Below are 19,702 nucleotides of genomic sequence, written 5' to 3' on the forward strand. Positions count from 1 at the left end.
TCAGACTGACTGTCAGATACCGCATCGAAGCCGGGGCACACCCGACCAGCACCACAGCATCACCGTCGCGGCACTCGGCCACCTGCCAGCCGTACTGCACCACCCGGGCATCTGTAAGGCCTCTCGACCGGACCCGAACCAGCTCCCACCGCGCTGCGGGAAGTGGGCTTCGGTGAAGGTCCCTGAACTCCGTCGGCGTGACATGCAGCGTGGAACCCGTAGCCCAGAGGAAGACCAACGCCTCATCCCGGCAGTACGGGCGGTCACCAAGGACGCAGGCAACGAAACCCACCTCCGCCCCCTCCGCGAAACTCCGAGCCTTCCTCCTGGCCCTGCGCTTCTCATGACCCCACGTCAGCAGACCGCCAAAAACGAGCTCCAGCAAGAAACCCAGCACGCGCCACCCCCGTCGGCCTCAGTCCTCCAGCTGCAATCCAAACAGGCGCAACCAAAGACCACACTCCTCCCCAGGGAGGAGTGCAGGACACGGTCCTCTACACGGCAGCCAGGAGGAGAGGTGGGCGCCTCCCCCTGAAGACTCCCCCAGTGCTGCGGATGCTTCATTCTGGTACCCGGATAGACTCAGGAATACGGCCAAAGTGCCACACCAGCCGGACACCCCCAGACAAATGTCGCGGACCAATGAAACTGCGCAGTACTCAACCAACCTGCGCAACCAGGCCTCGAGCTAGGAACTCCGCAGGTCAGACGGCTGGGGCCCACCCCGTACTCTGCGCAGGATCAGTTAGCCACCAAGCCACCACCCCGCTCAACCAAACTGCACAACCCCAGGCCAGGAACGTGACGACTGCTCAGATTCACTGACCGGCGACAGCAGATCGCCATTCACCAGAACAGCGCATACCGGCCCGTGGCCACGTCGCAGCCAACCGGCACGGAGCCCTCCGTGGGAGAGGAGGAGCACCAGATCCTCCTCCGGCTCGCGGTCCCCGCGACGCCGGACTCATCGCCCAGTTCATCCAGTTCAACGTCATCAGCACCGAGCGCGCCGACTGGAAGCGCGGACGCGCCGCAGCCCAGGCTTACCATCGGCGCGAAGGCCACCTGGAGGTCCCGTACGACCGTGTCGAAGGCGTCTACCCGCTGGGCAGCGCCGCACCTACAAGGCCGGGTCGATGGCCGGCAAGCGTGCCGCCCGGCTGGAGGAACTCGCGATGGTGTGGGACACCACCGACGCCGCCTTCGAGCAGAACCTCGCGGCCGCGTTGGCGTACTTCGCCAAGACCGGCACCCTGGCCGCGCCACGGGGCGCGGCCACGCTCGTCGGACAGCGGCTGACCAACCTGCGCCGCCCCCCGCGCGCTCGACGCACACCCGACCAGGGCCGCGGTGCTCGCGGCCGTCGATGCCGAGTGGAACCCCGCCCCGCTGGGATGGACCGTCGACTGGCAGCGCCACCACGCCCACCTGCACCTGCTCCTGGCCGACGGCGCGGCGCGCAGCCGAACGAGATCATGCCAGGGGCAAACCGGCACGGCGACGACTTGGGACGGTGGCTCGTCCGGCAACAACGGGACTGGGCACGGCTGAACGACGAGCAGCGGCGGGCTGGCTGGCCGAGCTGGGCGTGAAGGCCCCGTACGGCCCGCTGCAGGCCCTGCACGGGCCGGGCAGGCAGCCGGAACAGCACGCGGAAGCGAGCCTTCCAACGCGGCATCCAGGCCCTGACGCCGTACATCGTCCGGTTACAGAAGACCATCATCCCGCGCCAGCACACCGAGAAGATCACCCTCGACGGCCAGGATCACGACATCCGACTCGGAGTATGGATCATGAACTGCGAAGGGCGCCGGGACCGGCTCGACACTGCCCAGCTCGCACAGCTCGCCGCCCTCGGCATCGACTGGGCATGAGCGGGTAGAGCCCGGCCGAGGCGACCGCCAAGATCCTCTGAAAAGAATTTTGGTGGGCTGTTAAGAACTGGGGTGCCCGAGCCCTATGAGGGGTGTACACGATCGAACACCGGCCCACGTCACCTGAGGTACCGACAAGATGCACTCCTTTCTGGAGTACCTGCCCTTCCTGCTCAACCTGGGGCTCGAGCTGTACAACGCCTGGCGGACCAGCCCCGAACAGCCCCGCACCCGGCTCCTGGACTGGGGCCGCCGGGCCTCGCCGCCCCCGGCGGCGCCCACCGGGAGCACGGACAAGGCGAGCGTGGCCGGGGAGATTGTGCGGAACCTCCCGGCCGGCGCCGGCGCCTACTACGAGGCCCCGGACGGTACCCGTCTCCTCGTCTGGCGCGCCGCCCCCCTCCCCAACTCCGGCGGTGAAGGGGACGGCTACCAGCTGTGGTGAACGGCTCACCGCGCAGGGTCCTGGACGCGGAGGACATCCGCCGGGTCCAGGGCCCCGGAGGCCGCACGCTCTTCGAGACCTACGTCACGAAGGTTGTCACGGACCTGGGGCACACGTTCGGGTCGCAGATCAGCGACACCGACTGTCAGGCGATCGCCGCGGGCGCGTTCGTCACCGCGTTCCACAAGGGCATCGACCCCGACGGGAACCCCGTCGCGTACATCAAGCAGATCGCGTTCAACGACGCCCTGGAGTTCCTAGACAAGCGGAAGAACGAGGTCACCACCGACCTGCTCGACCTCTTCGGCGACGCCCCCGCCGAAGACGCCAACCCCGACGCCGCCACCAACGACGAGCCTGTCGGCCGACGGAAGAAGGAGGACTGCGAGGTGTGGGATCAGGTCGACGCGGAGATCCTCAAGATCCCCGCCCCGCAGGCCCGCGAGGTGACCCGCCTTCAGAGCCTCGGCAACACCGACGAGATGATCGCCGACAACCTCGGCATCCCGAAGAATCAGATCTACCAGCAGCGCCACCGCACCACCCTGAGGTTGCGGACACAGCTGCGGCAGTACATCCGACCGGGCGGCGGGCCGCCCGCGTCGACGGAACCAGGTGAGCAGTAGATGAGCACCCACACCACACGGAGGACAGAGGATCAAGGAGGGACGGGCATGACCAGCGACAGCAACATCTACCAGCAGGTGCTCGCGGGGCTGGACGAGCCCTCCGACCACTGGGACCGGCCCGACTGCGACTGGCCGGGCCACGCTCCCCGAGGAGACCGGACCGACGATGAGCTGGCCCTCGCCCGGCAGCGCGCCAACTCGGCCTACGTCATGGGCTCCATCGCCCTGAAGCAGGGCAACCCCGACCAGGCACGGACCTGGTTCACGATGGCCTGCGCCGAGCGGCACCCCGGCGCCGCGTTCCGTCTCGCCGTCCTCGGCCTGCGGGATATCGGCACCACCCCGGCCACCGCCCGCGAGCGGGCGGTGGCCGGCATCCTCGCGGCTCTCTGCCGGGCCGCGGAGTGGGGACACACCGACGCCCACCACCTCATCGACCCGTTCATCACCCGCATCGGTACGGGTACCGCGCGCGGTGTGCTCGTGCGCAAGTCGGTCGACGACATCGTCACCTTGTTGTCTGCCCTGAGCACCGAGCCGGACGAGTGCTTCGAACCCCAGGACCCTGAGTACTACGGCGAACTCTCCGCGTTCCTCGCCGAACTCCAGGCGGCCCGTCAGCCCGTAGCCGCTCCTGTGCCCAACTGGGGCTCGCAGCCCCACGACGCAAGGACGGCGAGCCCCGAGGGGCCGGACACGCGGGCCGATGCGAACAGCGCCTACCGCCTCGGAACCAAGGCCCTGCGGCGTGACGAGCTCGACGCCGCGCAGGCCTGGTTCGCTGTGGCATGCGACCAGCTGCATCCCGGCGCAGCCTTCCGCGTTGCGGTTGCCGCGGTGCGGCTGGCACAGAAGGGACAGCCGGTGACGGTCGTGGTCGCCGACGCGGATCAGGTCAAGGTGGCCCTCGACGTACTTCGCTGGCTCGACACTGCCGCCCGTTGGGGCCACGGAGATGCGCGGCGCCTACTCGAGCGCATTCGCATCCCCGACGTTGAAGGCGTCGCCGCGTTCGTTCTCAAGACGGCCGTACTCTCGCCCGCCGACGCCGCCAGCGCCTTGAGTGACATGAGCCTCGTCCTGAAAGATGAGGCGCCGCTCGTCGAACGGGAGGACCCCGAGTTCTACCCCGAGGTCCACGAGTTCCTGCAGCACCTGTCCAGTGCGCGGCGGAACGTCCGCCTCGACGAGGCAAGCCACCAGGAGGGACACGTCGGCCTAGTATTTCCCGCTCTGGGATCGGCATTGCTTCGCGCGATGACGACGCGGAGAACAACTGCATCTCCGTCTGCCTCTGCCCGGCCGCAGAGCCTTGGCGTTGAGGAGGCAGCCGATGCCATGCGTGACCGCGGTTTCGTACCGACTGCGCCGTACCCCGGCGCTGCGGTTCCTTGGCCATGCCTCTGCACCAATTGCGGAGCTGAATTCTCCTTGAGCCTTTCAGCGGTCCTCTGTGGCATGGGATGCCGTCGTTGCCGCAGCCTCGAGCGAGACACCGTTCCAGCCCACACTGTGGCTCGCTGGTTGCGTCTTGCCTCCGCTTGCGAGGTACACGACGCAGCTGGGCAACTGACCAAGACCGGTGAACAGCTCGCTAACAAAACTCGGGAGCAGGCCTCACGCCATTCGTGGCTTGTCAATGCATACCAAGGACGGGCCGATCTCGAAGCCACCGAGCATGCGGTTCAGGAGACGAGGTCGAACCTTTATGAGGAACTACTGCGTCTTCTTGCCGTGGAACGGCTGGAAGGTTCGACTGCTCAGTCGGTTGGGGCTGCGTGGAGGTTCGTTGAGCTCGTTGACGCCAAGGAGCGCCGCTCGCACTCCGCTGAACCGTCTCCCTTGGAACAGTCAGAGGCTCGTCCTGTCGAGGTGGTACTAGCTGACTCCCCTCGTGTACTGCTTCGGGGCGCAGCAGGTACAGGAAAATCCGCCCTCTTGCAGTGGCTCGCCGTCCATGCAGCACTTCGTACATTGCCGTCGACGATGGAGCCATGGAGTGAGCTGGTACCAATCTTGGTACGCGCACGCCAGCTGGTGCGCATGGAGTTCCCAGATCCCGCCGTCTTCATGACAGCGGAGGGAATGCCTCAGGAGTTGCAGGCGGCAGGGTGGCCGGATGGCGTGTTCACCCAAGGACGGGCGTTGGTCCTGCTCGATGGGGTCGACGAAGTGGTGGACTCCGACCGTGAGCAGGTCAGGGAATGGCTGGACAGGATCACCTTGCAGTACCCGCGCAGTCGGTATGTCGTGACCACACGACCGTCTTCTGTGCCGAGTGGGTGGCTCAACGGAAGCGGCTTCGTTGAGGCCGGCTTCACTCTGCTCGATCCCGAGCGATCCATGTCCGTCGTGAACGTTGGGGATGCAGTACGTGAGGCGATCCACGGAGCCCAGAAGCACTGGACTCAGCAGCACGCTCGGTACTTGCACGTTCCACACCCCATCGATACGCAACTTCTCTTCTCCGCCAACGAAGGGGACAACAGTGGACAGGTCCAGGAGGCTTTGAACCAGTTGGTTCTGGCTCGGGGAATACTGGATGACCTTCGGCAAGAGCTGCCCAGCTCAGTGGACGGTAGAAACCTCAGGAGGACAACTGAGGCGATCGAAGCTTTGGCGAACCACCTGCGAAGCAGAGATCTGACGGCGAGCACAGCCTTGGGTGCGCTCGTGATGGCTCAGAGCCAGGTGAACAGGATGCGCGATGTGCTGCTGGAGTTGCCGAGCGAGCGAAAGGTGGCGTTGGAGTTTCTAGACCATCTGGGTTTGGCGAATGACCTCCTCTGGTCCGCATGGGATCTCATTCAGAGGTTGTTCGCCGACTCCGACGACGTGATCCGGGTGTCAGCGCCTTGACGCCATGCACTCCGTCGCGCCGAACGGTGGTGGCGACCAGCATCAGTCTTCGGTGGGCATTGAGTTGTCCGGTGGAGATTGGGGAACAGGCCAGTGCTCTGGCACGTGTCCATGGCCTGCTGGCATAGACGAACCCAACCATCGGGATCCTCCATGTCGCTCTCGTCTAGGGAGAGCTCCTCCATGACCGGACTCCGGCCTTGCTCTCGGCGTTGCTCACGCTAGGTCGGCCTGGGCCCGGGCTGGCTGCCTACTGGCGCGTTCGGGAGGCACAGAGTTGCCCTGTCGCCAACCACTGCAACTCACATGTCTCCCATCATCTGCGCAGTCAGATTTCTGCTGCGGTTCGGGCTGTACCGGCGGTCCAGGGTCTCGCGGTCGTCCGCCGGATGCGGCTTGAGGTTCGCTGAGGAGCCACGAAGTCGGTAGCAGAGCCGGAAGGGGTGTTAGAGCTGGGCAGAGGGTATTTCACCGCATCGTGTGGATCGACGTATCTGCGCACTGCGCAGGTGGGTAGCCCCCTGGGAGCGGACGGGAGGCTGCCTGTGGTCCGGGGTCCGGCAAAGGAGGGCGTGGTGCATCCGCGTCATGTGGACGTACGGTTCGTGGCGCCGGACGGGGTCATGATCCAACGGCCGTGGCAGACCGAGGCCGGAGAGTTGTGCCCCATGGAATATCCGATCGTGCGCGGATTCCCGTTGCGGCGGGGACGGCGGTTGGCTCCTGGGTGGTGGTGGTCCGTGACCACCGGCCGTCTCGTGGGTTATGGAACTGCCGCGATGCGGGACGCGGTCATGCTGCTGGATCAGGATCCGCAGGTGGTGGGCATCGCGTGCCGGCCAGTGGAGTTCGTGTGGGAGGAACAAGGGCGGATCGTCACCCACGCCCCTGACCTGGCCGTGGCCACAGCCAGCGGAGGAGTGCGCCTTGTGGACTGCCCCGGAAGCGGCGGACCTTCCAAGCGGGTGGTCGACCGGGCCCGGGTGGTCGGGGTGTGCGCACGGGAAGCGGGTTGGGAGCACCGGTTCGCGGATCCCGCTGATCCGGTGGTGACGGCCAATGCGCGCTGGTTGTCGCTCTACCGGCATCCCCGATGTTCAGTCGGGATCTCCCCCGCCCTGCTGCGCAGGGCGTTCACCGTGCCCACCGCGTTGGGCGCGGGCGCGCTCCGGCTCGGGGACCCGATCGCGACGTTACCGGCCGTCTACCACGGTCTGTGGCACGGCCTGCTGAAGGCGGACTGGGACCGCCCCCTGAACGCAGAAACCTTGGTGAGTGCCGTACCAGCGGGGCGGCTCGAAGGGGTGGGGCGATGAAGCGGCCGGTGGGCGTCGTCGCGGTCGGGGACCGGATCCGGTTCGACGGCCGCATCCACGTCCTGGCCGGGCTGGACGGGCCGCGCTGCCGGCTGCTCGCCGAGGAAGACGCTGGCGTGCAGGTGGTGCTGCTCACCCAGGTACTCGGGGCGCAGGACTTCGACGTCCTGGGCAACCCCCGATCGGGGCGCAGGAGGGCGCCCGTCCACGGCCCGCTGGACGTGCTCGACCCGGCGGTCCGGGAGAAGGCTCTGGCCTGGGAGCGGCACGTCCTGGAGGTCGAGACCGGACACATCGGGCCTCACCAGGACTGGCCGCCGCGCACCGGGTACGACCCGGCCATGTACGGGCTCGCCGAACGGGAGGCGGCCAAAGCCGCAGAGCTGACCGCGGCCGGGGAGCCGGTCAGCGTGGCGACGGTGCGCAGGATGCGGGCCCGCTATCGCGAGCAGGGGGTCTGGGGGCTCGTCGACGGCCGAGGAAAGCGGGAGCGTGCGGCGTTCGGGCGTGCCGACCCACGAGTGCTTGCCGCGATCGTCAGAGCGCTGACGGAGCAGCGGGGACGATCAACCGGGACGCTTGGCCGGCTGCGGCGGCAGGTGGGCTGGCTGTTGGAAGACGCCCACGGGCCCGGGGTGGTGGCGGTGCCGCCGGCGGCCACGTTCAACCGGCTGGTGCGGGCCGTCGCCGAGCAGCAGGGACTAGCGCTCACAGCCGCCGGGGAGCGGCGCAGGGCGTCTCGGCCCGTACCGGTGTTCACACCGACCGTCGCGACGCTGCCCGGAGAGCTGGTCATGATGGACAGCACCCTGCTGGACGTGATGGTCGTGTGCGAGGACGGACAGGCGCGCCGGCCGGAGCTCACGATGGCGGTGGACGTGGCCACCCGGAGCATCACCGCGGCCGTGCTGCGCCCGAAGGGCACCAAGGCGGTAGACGCGGCCGTGCTCCTGGCACAGACGCTGGTGCCACAGCCGATGCGGCCCGGCTGGCCCGAGTACCTGTCCATGGCCGCCTCCGTCATCCCCCACCAGCGACTCGTCTCTATCGACGCCCGCATGCAGGGTGCGGCGGCAAGGCCGGTGATCCGACCGTCGACCGTGGTCATCGACCAGGGCAAGGTATTCGTCTCCCGCTGCTTCCTCGCCGCCGCCGAGCACCTGGGGATCTCGGTCCAGCCGTGCCCGCCAGCGTCCGGGTACGCCAAAGGAAACGTGGAGCGTGGCTTCGGAGCGATCGGCACCCTGTTCGCGCAGTACGTCGCCGGGTACACCGGCAACAGCCTCGCGGCGCGCGGCAGCACCGTGGAGGACGACGCCTGCTGGACGCTGCCCCAGCTACAGGACCTGCTGGACGAATGGGTCGTCTGCGGGTGGCAGGAACGGCGTCACGAGCGGCTACGCCACCCGCTCATGCCCCGTCTGACGCTCACACCCAACGAGATGTGGGCCGCACTGACCGGCATCGCCGGGCATGTACCCGTCCCCCTGACCGGAGCCGACTGGATCGAACTGCTGCCCGCCAGACGGTGCGCGATCGGGGAGGAGGGCATCCGGTTCGAACACCGCACCTACGACGGGCGCGTACTGAACGGGCACCGGCACCGCTCTACCGCGGCGGACGGCAAATGGGAGGTCCACCACAACCCCTACGAGCCGTGGCAGTGCTGGGTCAGACTCCCCCACGGCTGGGAGCAGGTCACCTGGATCCATCAAGGCCTGGTATCCAAGCCGTTCACCGACACCACCTGGCGACACATCCGCAGCGTGGTCACACGACGCGAAAGCCGGGCCGAACACGAGGAACAACTCGCCCGCCACCTGGACGAACTCCTACGCCGCACCCACGCTGCGGACACGGGCGTCGACGGCGTGGGCGTGCGTAGTTCTCCCCCAGTTGGCAGCGCCCCGGGCGTCCTCGACGCGGTGGCCTGTACCGGCACCGCTTCCAGGCCCGAGAAGGACGACCAGCCCGCGCAGTCGCGCCGGAAGGCGCGGGCAGGGCGCGCGAAGCGACGGAACGCGAACGCGGATCGGCTGGAGGGTCCCGCTGGGCAAGTCCTGGATGCGGACGAGGGCGCCGACCCCACCCCTGACATCGCTGGCGCCGCGGCGTCGGTCGGGTCCTGGAACATCTTCGATGCACACCAGGAGGCCCAGCAGTGGTGACGGCCGCCGACCGGGAGACGAACGACGATCCGTACGCGTCACCGAGCACCTGGCGCGAGTGGACGCGTTTCGTCGACACCGAGCCACCTTGCCTGCCCGGGACCGGCCCCTGGAGCGCCGAGGAACGCCTGGACTACCACTCCCGGTTCGTGATCCTGTCCACCCCCACCATGGCCAAGGTCTCCCTCACCCTGCGGCGGCTGATGATCCTCAACCGCAGGCACAACGGCACCGCCCGGCGAGGCCTTCTCATCTCCGGGCCACCGACCACCGGGAAAACCACCACACTGCAACAACTCGGCCGGTCCTTCCACCTCGCCGACCGGGCCCGCCGGGGCGCGCCCGACGACCACATGCCTGTCGTATTCCTCTCCGTCCCACCGGCCGCGACCGCGAAAATGCTCGTGTCCGAACTCGCCCGGTTCCTCGACCTGCCCATCACCACGAGCATGAACCAGGCCCACATCACCGACATCGTCTGCGCCACCCTGAACGAACTGGGCACCCGACTCGTCCTGATCGACGACGTCCACCTCCTCAACACCCGCACCCGCAACGGCGCCGAGACCTCCGACCAGATGAAACACCTCAGCGAACGGATCCCCGCTACGTTCGTGTACGCGGGCGTCGCCCTCGACTCCTCACCACTGCTGACCGGAGTAAGGGGCGCGCAGATCGCAGGCCGCTTCAAAACCGTCCGCAATCCGCCCTTAGGACACGGCAGCCCCGCGCAACGCGCCTCATGGGAAGGACTGATCCAGGGCATGGACGAGGCGCTGCGCCTGGACGCCCACCGCACCGGTGGGCTGGCCCGCCACGCCCCGTACCTTCATCTCCGCACCGGGGGCCGGATCGGGAGCCTGTCCGCCCTGGTACGGGAAGCGGCCATCGCCGCGATCCTGGACGGCAGCGAGAAGATCACCAAAGCTCTTCTCGACGACATCGAGCTCGATGAACTCGCCGAACACGCCCCCCGGCCCGCAAGGCGGCGGCGCTGACATGCCGCGAACACTGCCGGACCTCACGAACCGGGCACTGCGCCGTGTCCGGCCCATGGCCTTCGAGACCAACGCCTCATTCGTCGAACGCCTCGCCAGGGCGCACCACCTCACCACCAGCGAGCTCCTGGGCGGGCTGCGCATACAACGACTCAAGGTCTACCCCGTCCGCGAACATGCTTACGGGCCGCACACGCCCACTGAGCTCTACCTCAACGCCGGCGCGCGGGCCCGTATCAGCCAGTACACCGGTATCCCCGACGCTCACCTCGCCCATGCCCTTCCGTGCTGGAAGGACCACCGGGACCGAGGTAGCACCACTGAAACCATGCCCGGCGGCGCCATTCGCCCCTCCAGTCTTCCCGTCGTCATCGGGTGCCCGCACTGCACCGTCGCCCGTACCGGACAGACCCAGCCCATCCCGCGCTATCTGCCCCACCAGCAGCTCGTATGCACCCGGCACCGCACCTGGGCGCTGGGCCCCCACACCCTGAACGGCGTGCCCGTCCCCCAGGTCCACGCTCTCCTGCACAAGACACCCGAGATCGTCCGCGCACACCACACCCACCTACGGCTGACCCGCCGCTGGGGACCCGACGCCGACAATGCCGTCGCCCAGGCAGCCCGCCTCACCGAACACTGGCGCCGCCACGCCCCCCGATCCGAACGGATCTGGCCCGACCGCGCCCGACACATCGCCAGCGGCAGCGGGGACGGCCCCATGTGGGAGACCCTGGCCCGCGAAGCGATCGCCTACCCCGAGACCATCGCCCTGGCCGGACTCCTCATCCGCCGGCCCTCCACCCGCTACCACCGAACCCTGCCTGGCCAGCCCCATCCCCTCCACACCACCATCGCCCGCCTCCTTCACCGCCGATGGCTGCAAAACCCCGCCCACTACCCCCAAGACCTCTCCCGCTACATCCAATACGCCCCACGCCACCCCACCAACGACACCGCCTACCGCCACCCCACCAAACCCACCAGCCGCGAAGCAGACACCATCGAACTCACCCAACTCGGATACCGACCACCCCGGCCAACAGCGAAAGCCCACGGCGCTCAGCGAAGGTGACGCCCACAAGCCACTGCTTCGAACCCGCGCCGGACAGCACCCAACCAGCGCAACTATGTTCGATTAGTGTGGTGTTCTGGACAGATCAACATTGGAGTCGGGAGACTGAGGGCATGGCGTCCTCCGCGCATGAGGCATCGGCGTCTGCCCTGGGCTACCTCTTCCAGGCGCAGTTCGCTCTGCTCGAACTGCTGCGCGGACAAGAGGACCGGCCTGACGGGGCGATCAGCTTGGAACTCCACGACGACGTCGCGTGGGAACAAGACGGACGGCCCTTTGATCTTCTGCAGGTCAAGCATCACATCCGCGGCGTGCGCACTCTCGGCGACAAGGACGACGACGTCTGGCGGACCATCAAGTCATGGATGGACACCCACGCCCCCGGCGACGAGGACGGTCCTGCGCTGACCCTGGTCACCACCCAACAGGCCCGCCCTGGAACCGCCATGGCTGCGCTCAAGGTGCCGACTCCGGCGCCCGCCGAGGCGCTCAGGCTGCTGACCGCCGCAGCCAAGGAGTCGACTGCCGTAGGGACCGCGGACGCACGGGCCGCGTTCTTGAAACTTCCGCCCTCGCATCGTGCCGTCTTCGTACGGCGGATGCGGGTCATCGACGGCACTCCGTCCATCGATGACCTCGACGCGCAGGTGCGGGTGAAGCTGAGGGCAGCGCTTCCCGACGGGCACGCTGACTCTTTCATGAAGCAGCTGTGGGCGTGGTGGTACGAGCAGACCGTGGACATGCTGCAGAAGCGGCACACCAGCGTCTCCGTGACCCGGGTGATGCAGCGCATCAGCCGCATCCGAGACGACTACACCTCCGACAGACTGCCCACGCTCGTGGGACGTGACGACTTCCCGGCAGAGGCCGAGGCTGAGCTTTCGGACGCGGCCTTCGTCCACCAGCTGCGCTGGGTAGGCGCCGGCCGCCATCTGAACAAGGCGATGGTGGACTACTACCGTGCCTACACCCAGACCGTGGCCTGGCTCGAAGACGACCTGGTCGACCTCGACGAGCTGGAACGGTTCGAAGGCGACCTCTCCGACGAGTGGCAGCGGGAGTTCGACTGGATGCTCGACGAATTGGGCGACGACGCCACCGACCATGCCCAGGAACAGGCAGGCAGGACGCTGCTACGCAAAACCCTGGAACAGACCCGCGTTCGGATCCGTGAGGCGTACGACGAGGCGTTCTGAACCGTTCCGGGTTCGGTAGAGACTCGATTGCATGAAAGGATCGAGTCATGGCACGTCCTTCCTCCTATCCCGCTGAGCTGCGCAAACGAGCGGTCCGTATGGTCGCCGAGGTCCGCGGCGACTACCCGAACGAGTCGGCCGCGATCAAGGCCGTGGCCGAGAAACTCGGCATCGGCTCGACCGAGACGCTGCGCAAGTGGGTCCGTCAGGACCAGGTCGACTCCGGCGCCCGTCCCGGCGTGACCAGCGAGGAATCCGCGCAGGTCAAGGCGATGAAGAAGGAGATCGCTGAGCTGAAGCGGGCGAACGACATCCTGAAGGCGGCGGCGAGTTTCTTCGCGGCCGAGCTCGACCGGCCACATCTTCGCTCGTAGCGTTCATCGACGAGCACCGGGACCGCTTTGGCGGCGTCGAGCCGATCTGCAGGACGCTCACCGAGCACGACTGCAAGATCGCCCCCTCTACCTATTACGCCCACCACAAACGCCTCACCGAACCATCCGCGCGGACCGTGCGCGACGAGGAACTCAAGCCCCTGATCCACCAGGTCTTCAAGGACAACTACCGCGTATACGGAGCCCGGAAGATCTGGCGCGAGCTGAACCGGCAAGGCCACATCGTGGCCCGTTGCACCGTCGAGCGCCTCATGCGCGAGAACGGCATCGCCGGCGCCGTCCGCGGCAAGAAGGTGATCACCACGATTCCGGACGGATCTGTCGAGCGGGCCCCGGACCTGGTGGACCGGAACTTCGTCGCGAGCGCGCCGAACCGCTGCTGGGTCGCCGACTTCACGCACGTGAAGACCTGGTCCGGGGTCATCTATGTCGCGTTCGTCGTGGATACCTTCTCCCGCCGGATCGTCGGGTGGTCGGCCGCCACCACGAAGGAGACCAGGCTCGTCCTGGACGCCCTGGAGATGGCCCTGTGGCAGCGCGACCGCGACGGATTCCCCTACCAGCGTGGCGAGTTGATACACCACTCGGACGCCGGGTCGCAATACACGAGTTTCCGGCTCGCCGAACACCTCGACGCCGCCGGCATCGCGGCCTCGATCGGCTCGGTCGGAGACGCCTACGACAACGCCCTGATGGAGTCCACGATCGGCCTGTTCAAGACCGAACTGATCAAACCCGGCCGCCCCTGGAAGACGCACTCCCAGGTCGAGCTCGCCACCGCCGAGTGGGTCGACTGGTACTGCCACCGCCGACTCCACGGTGAGATAGGCCACGTCCCACCCGTCGAATACGAGACCGCCTACCACCTCGCAACCACAAAACCCCAGGTCACAACCCAGATCTAGAGTCTCTACCGAACCCGGAACGGTTCAGTCAGACGTTCTGCATCAACCACTCCACCAGCTTGACGAGCACCGGCACGACCGCCGACCAGTCGATCAACGCCTGCCGTATCGACAGCCGCCTCTCCTGCTCCTTGCTCTCCGTCGCATCCGTCATCCATACCTCCAGGTGCTCCCAAGGTGCCCATGAGCCGGGCCTTCACCGTCAATCCGGCGAAGTAACAGGGGGGAGCTCTGCAAGTGGCCTCATTCTACGAGGAGTCGGGGACCCCCGGCTGGAAGGGGACCACAACTTCTGGGTGGCCGAGCTCTTTCAACCACTAGATCTTGGGTCTTTTTGGATGTCAACAGACGCGTGTCGCCCCTAGCGACACGGCACGTCGCGGCTCCGCTTCCCATGCCACGTCGCTATCCAACATGCAGGTCAAACCCATCAGCACCCCCTCCCATGACCGCCCGAGAGTGCAACTCTTCACCCGAACCCAGATTCGGCTCGAACTCCTTCGCCCGCCGAGGTATAAGGGGCCCTAAGGGGTACCCAAAGTAGTGGGGGTCGGTGTACCAGAACGGCACTGACCTGCGCAGGACCAACCGACTCCACGTGGGTAGTCGTAAGGCTAGCTACAGCGCAGCGGGGGACGAACTACAGGAGTAACGAAGGTGACTCAAGGAGTCGATGCCGCCATCTGTGACATAAGTACGTCGTCATTTTCTCGTCATCGAGGGCATCCGAGCACAAGGGCGAACATGTCGAGATCGGCATGCCCCCGGTGCGTACCAGAACCGCGGCGTGCAGACGTCTACCGATCCTCTCCCTTCCCGCATCAGTGTTATGGGGTGGAGAACGCAAGATGTTACGCCGGGTGGATCACAAGTTCATGCCAGCACAGGCGCAGCGCGGGGCCGCCACCAGGCGGCCCCGCGCGGTGTGCCGGCTCAGCTTCGGCTAGACGGCGTCATCCTGCGCTCCGCTCGCGCAGTGGGTGGAGCGGGAAGGCGCGGTCCGGCCGGTGCCTCGCGCCCGTGGCGAGGAGGTCGCGGTCGAGGGCGAGGCGGAGCCAGTGGTGGTGAAGCTGGGCGTGTGGGTCTCGAATACCAAGAGCCGGCGCGACAGGCTCACCGCGGAACAACGCGGGGCGCTCGCCGAGCTCGGCGTCGACTGGTTGTGATGCGGGCGCGGCCAGGACGGACGCCGGGATGGGCATCCCGGCGCCTCCGTTCTCAGGGCCGTACAGCTAGGACATCTCGACGTCGAAGAACTTGATGACGGATGTGACGAGCATGAGCGCGTATACCGTGTTCACCCGGGAGTACTGCATCCGGGACACTCCATGAGCACTGGGGTGGCGGCCGAAGACCCTGGGAATGGGGTCGCCGTTCTTCGGGAAGTACTTGGCGTGCGCGTGCCAGACGGGGGCAAAGGTCAGGGCCATGCTCACCCTGTACTCGTCCAGCTTGAACTTGATGCCCTTGGCCTTGAAGTCGTTCCTGGTCAGTTCCACCCTGGTGGCGTTGTCGAAGTGCTTCTGGAGCATCGAGTCCAGGAGGTTGGCGGCCAGGGCCTGCGCCGCTGCGGTATGGCCATCACGCAATGCGGCAACCGCGCCGAGGGCGAAGTCACGGCCTTCCTGAAGGCGCGGGTGGTCAACCGTTTCGAGGACCACCTCGCAGTCGGCGACGATTCCCTTCCAGCGCTGCCCGATCAACCGCCGCCGGGCTGCCGCGTCCGGGGCGTCGAGCAAGGCATTGACGGTCTGCGATCCAGGCACCCACATCAGTGGGATGCCCTCGTCGATCAGCAGCACCTCGAGCATCTGAAGCTCCCGCAACCTTGGGAGGGCCTCTCGGATGTTCTCCGGGTACAGGTCGCGGACCAGCCTGTTGATCGAGGTAAAGAGGTCGCGCCACTGGTCTCGCCAGAGGTCATCGAAGGCGAAGGCCGCAGTCAGCGGCTCGATGACCGGCTCGAAAGCACGACGGAGCCTGTCGTTGAAGCCCGTCAACTCGACCAGCTGCTGGCCCAGAACCTTGCTGACGCGATCGAGCTCCACCATGGGAGGGATGCTGATCCGGGGAAAGACCGGGGTCATTGCCGCCACAGCAGAAGCCAGTTGCTGGCCCAACTGCACACGCCACTGACGGCTCTGCTGCTCCATCGCAGCCTGAAACCGGGAGAGGTCCACCGCCCCCAGATCCGCAGTGTCCACAAGGATCTTCTTCGCAGCATCCGTCATGAGGACATGCTTCCACCTCGGCAGTCGTAGTGAGCAGGAGTTTTACCCACAGCCCCAGGAGTGCAGCGTGAGACTGCATCACGACGGTGCAACACGGAGTGCAACACCGATCGGGCCGCCAGGCTCACCTAAAACCCCAGGTCAAGGCCGCAACACGGCCACCGTGTTGCACTGCGGTGTTGCAGCGCTAGGCCGGTCCTCCGCTACTGTCCGCGCGCCAGCCGCCAAGGAATCCGGCTAGGGCGCGGCGTTGTTCCTCCTCTCGGGCAACCTGCCGGGCAAGGACGTCGCGGTCGATATAGGGGTCGACGGCGGCGAGGACCAGGCGCTGGAGTTCGTCCGGCTCCAGCGCTTCCACCTCCCACTGCACCGGATGCTCGATGTCGAAGCCGTAGCGGCGGGCGAAGGCCGACCACCTCGGGTCGTCGCGTTTGCCCTCGGTCGCCGGGAGCCCGTACGCGCGGACCTGCTCACGGGTGAGCAGCACCCGGGTCATCGAGCTCCAGCAGCCTGTCCGCTTCACCCAGTCCCGCTCGATGTCCTCGCCCGAGCAGTCGAAGTCGCCGCAGATTCTCCGGGGCGCCGCGAGCGTGCGATTCGAATCCACGCAGCTCAGAAGCGGTCAGGTCGACCATAGCGAACGCAACAGGTGTGGTGCACGGGGCCGACTGCGAGTTCACCCAGAGGCAGGACCATCGACATCGGCGCGGGTGGAGGCCGGCTACCCGCCATACAGGCGCGGAAGGGGTCCTGGGGTAGCGGGCTGGCCCTCCGTCGCTTGAGCTGAACTACCGTCATGGACCCGGCAGGCATGGGAGCATGACCTCGCCTGATCAAGATCTTTTGCTGTCTTGACCAGGCGAGGGGCCATGGCTGGGCACAGCCGCAACCCGACCGGGGCCTCGAAGTCCTCACCGATACCGATATCAGGCTCTCGAAAGAGTAGACAGATGAGTGACCCGATGCAGGAAAAGCTGGAGTTGCTGGTGCAGGCTCCGCTCAGCCCGGACAGCGTAAGGGATGCCGTCACCAGTTACCTGACCGACTTCGGGGAAGTCGCGAACTTGACGACGGTGGCGACGTACCGGCCCGCTGCCGATCCTGAGAGCGGCAAGGACTACCTCCTCGGCTACAGCACCGCACGCTCCGAGCTCTCCTGGTTCTGGCGCAGTCACGACAATGCGCACGGCATCGGCTCCGCCGGCTTGAGCGAGTGGATGAAGATCGAGGCTTCTCTGCCCGACCCTGGCGCGGGGCGGGGAGATGTCGTGCGGCCGGTGGCATTTGGCGGGCGCCTGTTCGTGGTGTGGGTCGACTTCCCGGACCGCACCACAGCCGACACCGCCGACGGGTCCGTTCCTGGGAATGCCCTCATCCGGGTCTCGTATCTGAGCTTCGACGGCACCTTGGGCGTGCCTGCGACGACGGAAGTTCCCCTGCCGTCTCAGAACACGAGTGGCCCCTACCAGCTGATTGCCGTGGAGACCTCATCGAAGGAATCGATCGCGGTCTGCCTGACCGACCGCGACCCCGAGGCCCCGGATAGCGCCCGCACCCTGGACCACCTGTTCCACTTTGGCCAGGACTTCAGCGTGGTCAATGTGGAGCAGGAGGCCACCGAGTCCTTCACTGTTGTCGCCCTCAAGCGGTTCTACGGGGCCACAGACCGCCCGGACGCGGACCGCAACGTCGTGCAGTACCCCTTGGCGTAGAAGTCACCTGCGAAAACAGCAGCACTGAAGGAGCGGCCTGGGCCCTGGTCTTCCAGGACTCCGGGCCGCCGACCGAGTCCACCTGCTTCGCCCACGCCCCGTTCGCGTTATCGCGCCGCAAGGTGTGCAGGTGGGAGCCCTGCTTCGGGCAGCCCAGCGGCGTCGAGTCCGGCATGAAGTGCATGTCCTCACGCCGCAGACCCGCCGCGCCGCCCGGGCGCAGCCCGGCCCAGCAGCAGGACGATGAACCGGTCCCCGGCGTTGCGGGCGGCCAGGAACAGCGCCACGATCTCCCGGTCGGTGGCCCGCTCGCTCTTCTTGCGCGGCACCTTCACCCGGTGCCGGGGCCGCATCCGGTAGCCGGTGCTCCCCTCTCCCCGGGCCTCCACCGGCAGCTCCCAGTCCTCGACCACCTCGAAGAGCTGGGCCATCACGATCGACGGCACCGCCTTCGTCGTGATGCCGTGCAGCAGGAACTGCCGCACCCCGGCCGCGACGTTCCCGACCCGGGCCGGCTGCCGGACGGCCGCCGGACCCGGCCCCGCCAGCACCACCAGACCGTGCCTGGCCGGCCAGTCGATGCCGGTCGTCTCCTTCGAGCCGAACTTCAACCAGACCAGGAACAGCCCGAACTCCTCCGCCGCCACCCGCCAGTCGCGGCCGGTCCGCGCGCACCAGCGCAGGTACAGCGCCACGTGCCCGGCGTAGGTACGGGTCGTCAGCTCGACCTGGTCCCGGCCGAGCTGACGACCGTACTGAAGGAAGGCATCCGCCTCGGGCACCACCGCGTAGTTCTCGTCGACCACCGTCCAGTACCGGACGCCGGACGGCAGCCTCACAGGAAAGGCCCTCAAGGGTCTCCTCCGATCTCATCTGCAACATGCCGCAACGATCACGGCAGCCCCAGAGATGCGGAGAAGAACCCCAGGTCACCCGATGCAGTGCACCGTCCCACCACACTCACGAACGCCCGAGAGAACGACCACCACAAGGTGGGCCTCACGTTGCTCATGGGCGACGCGGTCGCGGACGACGTCGGCGTAGGACTGGGAGCTGAAGCCGCGGACGAGCACCGGGATGCCCGCGAACTCGAGCCAGCCGGTCAGCTGCTGGCGGAGGGTGTCCTTCTCCGCGGCGACGTACAGGGCGTGCTCCTGGCCCGCTGTGCGGTCGAGGCGGAACCAGTCGGAGATCTCCCGAACGAAGGCGTCCGCGTCCGGCCAGGCCGGCAGGACGTGGACTTCGCGGACGGTGTCGATCAGGTCGGGGAAGCGGCCTTCCCGCCGGGCCTGGGCCAGCTGCGAGGACAGCCGCCGGTACATCGGCGGCGTGTGCGGCAGCACGCCCTCGGCTGCGAGCCGGTACATAACCTGTTCTCCACCGTTTCGATGTCTCACGAGACACGGAAACGAGTGCGCTCTCCATGACGGTTCCGCCTCGCCAGTCTTGGTTGTCAGACCCGGCTGAGACAGTCTTCACGATGCCGTGCGCTGATCATCCTGACTGTGAGGTGAGGGAAGCGCGCTGAGGCCCGGTCAGGAGTGGGACGTGGAGCGCAAGTGTGTGGACTGCCAGAAGACCTTCCGCGGCAACGGACTGCGCTGCAATGCGTGCAACGCCCGGGACCGACTGTGCGTGCTCTGCAATCACCCCTTCCATGGCCGAGAGGCAAAGTGTCCAGACTGTCGATCCATCGAACGGAATTGCACTCAATGTGGGAATTCATTCAAGGGTGACAAAAGCCGATGCTGGCGCTGTAAATCCAAGAAGCGCAAGTGTTCAAATTGTGACAACGAAGCCTATGGAAGTTCCTTGCTCTGCAACCCTTGCAAGGCAACCACCAAAAAATGCATAAGCTGTGACCGAGAGTTTCGTAGCCGCGGACGAAAATGCTGGCAG

16 protein-coding genes and 1 pseudogene are annotated in these 19,702 nt (G+C 66.8%); 12 read left to right on the forward strand and 5 right to left on the reverse strand.

Features of this window, described 5'->3' with window-relative positions:
* Window positions 1-1,136: 1,136 nt before the first annotated feature.
* From ACE1OC_RS43295 to ACE1OC_RS43340, 10 genes are all read left to right on the forward strand, one after another.
* A complete protein-coding gene (locus ACE1OC_RS43295; RefSeq protein ID WP_407842183.1) occupies window positions 1,137-1,592 on the forward strand; it encodes a hypothetical protein in 456 nt (151 codons plus the stop codon).
* Window positions 1,593-2,013: 421 nt separating this feature from the next.
* A complete protein-coding gene (locus ACE1OC_RS43300) occupies window positions 2,014-2,319 on the forward strand; it encodes a hypothetical protein (RefSeq protein ID WP_407842184.1) in 306 nt (101 codons plus the stop codon).
* Window positions 2,313-2,945, forward strand: a complete 633-nt coding sequence (locus ACE1OC_RS43305; protein WP_407842185.1) for an RNA polymerase sigma factor — start codon at window positions 2,313-2,315, stop codon at window positions 2,943-2,945. Before ACE1OC_RS43300 ends, ACE1OC_RS43305 begins: the two co-directional genes overlap by 7 nt.
* 48 nt (window positions 2,946-2,993) lie before the next feature.
* Window positions 2,994-5,807, forward strand: coding sequence for an NACHT domain-containing protein (locus tag ACE1OC_RS43310; protein ID WP_407842186.1), 2,814 nt, complete (start codon window positions 2,994-2,996; stop codon window positions 5,805-5,807).
* A gap of 668 nt (window positions 5,808-6,475) precedes the next feature.
* Window positions 6,476-7,123, forward strand: a complete 648-nt coding sequence (locus ACE1OC_RS43315) for a TnsA-like heteromeric transposase endonuclease subunit (RefSeq protein WP_407842192.1) — start codon at window positions 6,476-6,478, stop codon at window positions 7,121-7,123.
* On the forward strand, window positions 7,120-9,291 hold the full coding sequence (locus ACE1OC_RS43320; protein WP_407842187.1) for a transposase: 2,172 nt from the start codon (window positions 7,120-7,122) through the stop codon (window positions 9,289-9,291). The genes ACE1OC_RS43315 and ACE1OC_RS43320 overlap by 4 nt, the downstream gene beginning before the upstream one ends.
* Complete coding sequence (locus ACE1OC_RS43325) at window positions 9,285-10,289, forward strand: TniB family NTP-binding protein (protein ID WP_407842188.1); 1,005 nt, start codon at window positions 9,285-9,287, stop codon at window positions 10,287-10,289. The genes ACE1OC_RS43320 and ACE1OC_RS43325 overlap by 7 nt, the downstream gene beginning before the upstream one ends.
* A 1-nt stretch (window position 10,290) precedes the next feature.
* Window positions 10,291-11,364 carry a TniQ family protein gene (locus ACE1OC_RS43330; protein ID WP_407842189.1) on the forward strand — a complete coding sequence of 358 codons (1,074 nt, stop codon included), beginning with the start codon at window positions 10,291-10,293 and terminating at the stop codon, window positions 11,362-11,364.
* 113 nt (window positions 11,365-11,477) lie between these two features.
* Complete coding sequence (locus tag ACE1OC_RS43335; RefSeq protein ID WP_407842190.1) at window positions 11,478-12,560, forward strand: ABC-three component system protein; 1,083 nt, start codon at window positions 11,478-11,480, stop codon at window positions 12,558-12,560.
* Between the two features lie 47 nt (window positions 12,561-12,607).
* Window positions 12,608-13,860 (forward strand): IS3 family transposase gene (locus tag ACE1OC_RS43340; protein WP_407842048.1). Its coding sequence is split into 2 segments (ribosomal slippage): window positions 12,608-12,887 and window positions 12,887-13,860, totalling 1,254 coding nucleotides; the frame shifts between segments, so codons are not numbered across the junction.
* A gap of 28 nt (window positions 13,861-13,888) precedes the next feature.
* On the opposite strand, the gene ACE1OC_RS43345 is transcribed toward ACE1OC_RS43340, so the two are convergent.
* Complete coding sequence (locus tag ACE1OC_RS43345) at window positions 13,889-14,014, reverse strand: hypothetical protein (protein WP_407842191.1); 126 nt, start codon at window positions 14,012-14,014, stop codon at window positions 13,889-13,891.
* Window positions 14,015-14,822: 808 nt separating this feature from the next.
* Here ACE1OC_RS43345 and ACE1OC_RS43350 point away from each other — a divergent pair.
* Window positions 14,823-15,026: pseudogene (locus ACE1OC_RS43350) on the forward strand (hypothetical protein); the annotation flags it as partial.
* Between the two features lie 66 nt (window positions 15,027-15,092).
* Here ACE1OC_RS43350 and ACE1OC_RS43355 read toward each other — a convergent pair.
* Together ACE1OC_RS43355 and ACE1OC_RS43360 are read right to left on the reverse strand one after the other, a co-directional pair.
* The gene (locus tag ACE1OC_RS43355) at window positions 15,093-16,091 is read right to left on the reverse strand and encodes a hypothetical protein (protein ID WP_407841440.1); all 999 of its coding nucleotides are present in this window, start codon (window positions 16,089-16,091) and stop codon (window positions 15,093-15,095) included.
* Window positions 16,092-16,278: 187 nt separating this feature from the next.
* The gene (locus ACE1OC_RS43360; protein WP_407841439.1) at window positions 16,279-16,698 is read right to left on the reverse strand and encodes a hypothetical protein; all 420 of its coding nucleotides are present in this window, start codon (window positions 16,696-16,698) and stop codon (window positions 16,279-16,281) included.
* 343 nt (window positions 16,699-17,041) lie between these two features.
* Between ACE1OC_RS43360 and ACE1OC_RS43365 the strand changes: the two genes are divergently transcribed.
* Window positions 17,042-17,803, forward strand: a complete 762-nt coding sequence (locus ACE1OC_RS43365) for a neuraminidase-like domain-containing protein (RefSeq protein WP_407841438.1) — start codon at window positions 17,042-17,044, stop codon at window positions 17,801-17,803.
* Between the two features lie 188 nt (window positions 17,804-17,991).
* Here the strand turns inward: ACE1OC_RS43365 and ACE1OC_RS43370 are convergent, their stop codons facing one another.
* Both ACE1OC_RS43370 and ACE1OC_RS43375 read right to left on the reverse strand, forming a co-directional pair.
* Window positions 17,992-18,657 (reverse strand): hypothetical protein, encoded by a 666-nt coding sequence (locus tag ACE1OC_RS43370; RefSeq protein WP_407841437.1) that lies wholly within the window; start codon window positions 18,655-18,657, stop codon window positions 17,992-17,994.
* Between the two features lie 75 nt (window positions 18,658-18,732).
* Window positions 18,733-19,170, reverse strand: coding sequence for a hypothetical protein (locus ACE1OC_RS43375; protein ID WP_407841436.1), 438 nt, complete (start codon window positions 19,168-19,170; stop codon window positions 18,733-18,735).
* Window positions 19,171-19,702 lie beyond the last annotated feature (532 nt).

The sequence above is a fragment of the Streptomyces stoeckheimensis genome (assembly GCF_045822005.1).
Lineage (GTDB): Bacteria > Actinomycetota > Actinomycetes > Streptomycetales > Streptomycetaceae > Streptomyces > Streptomyces stoeckheimensis.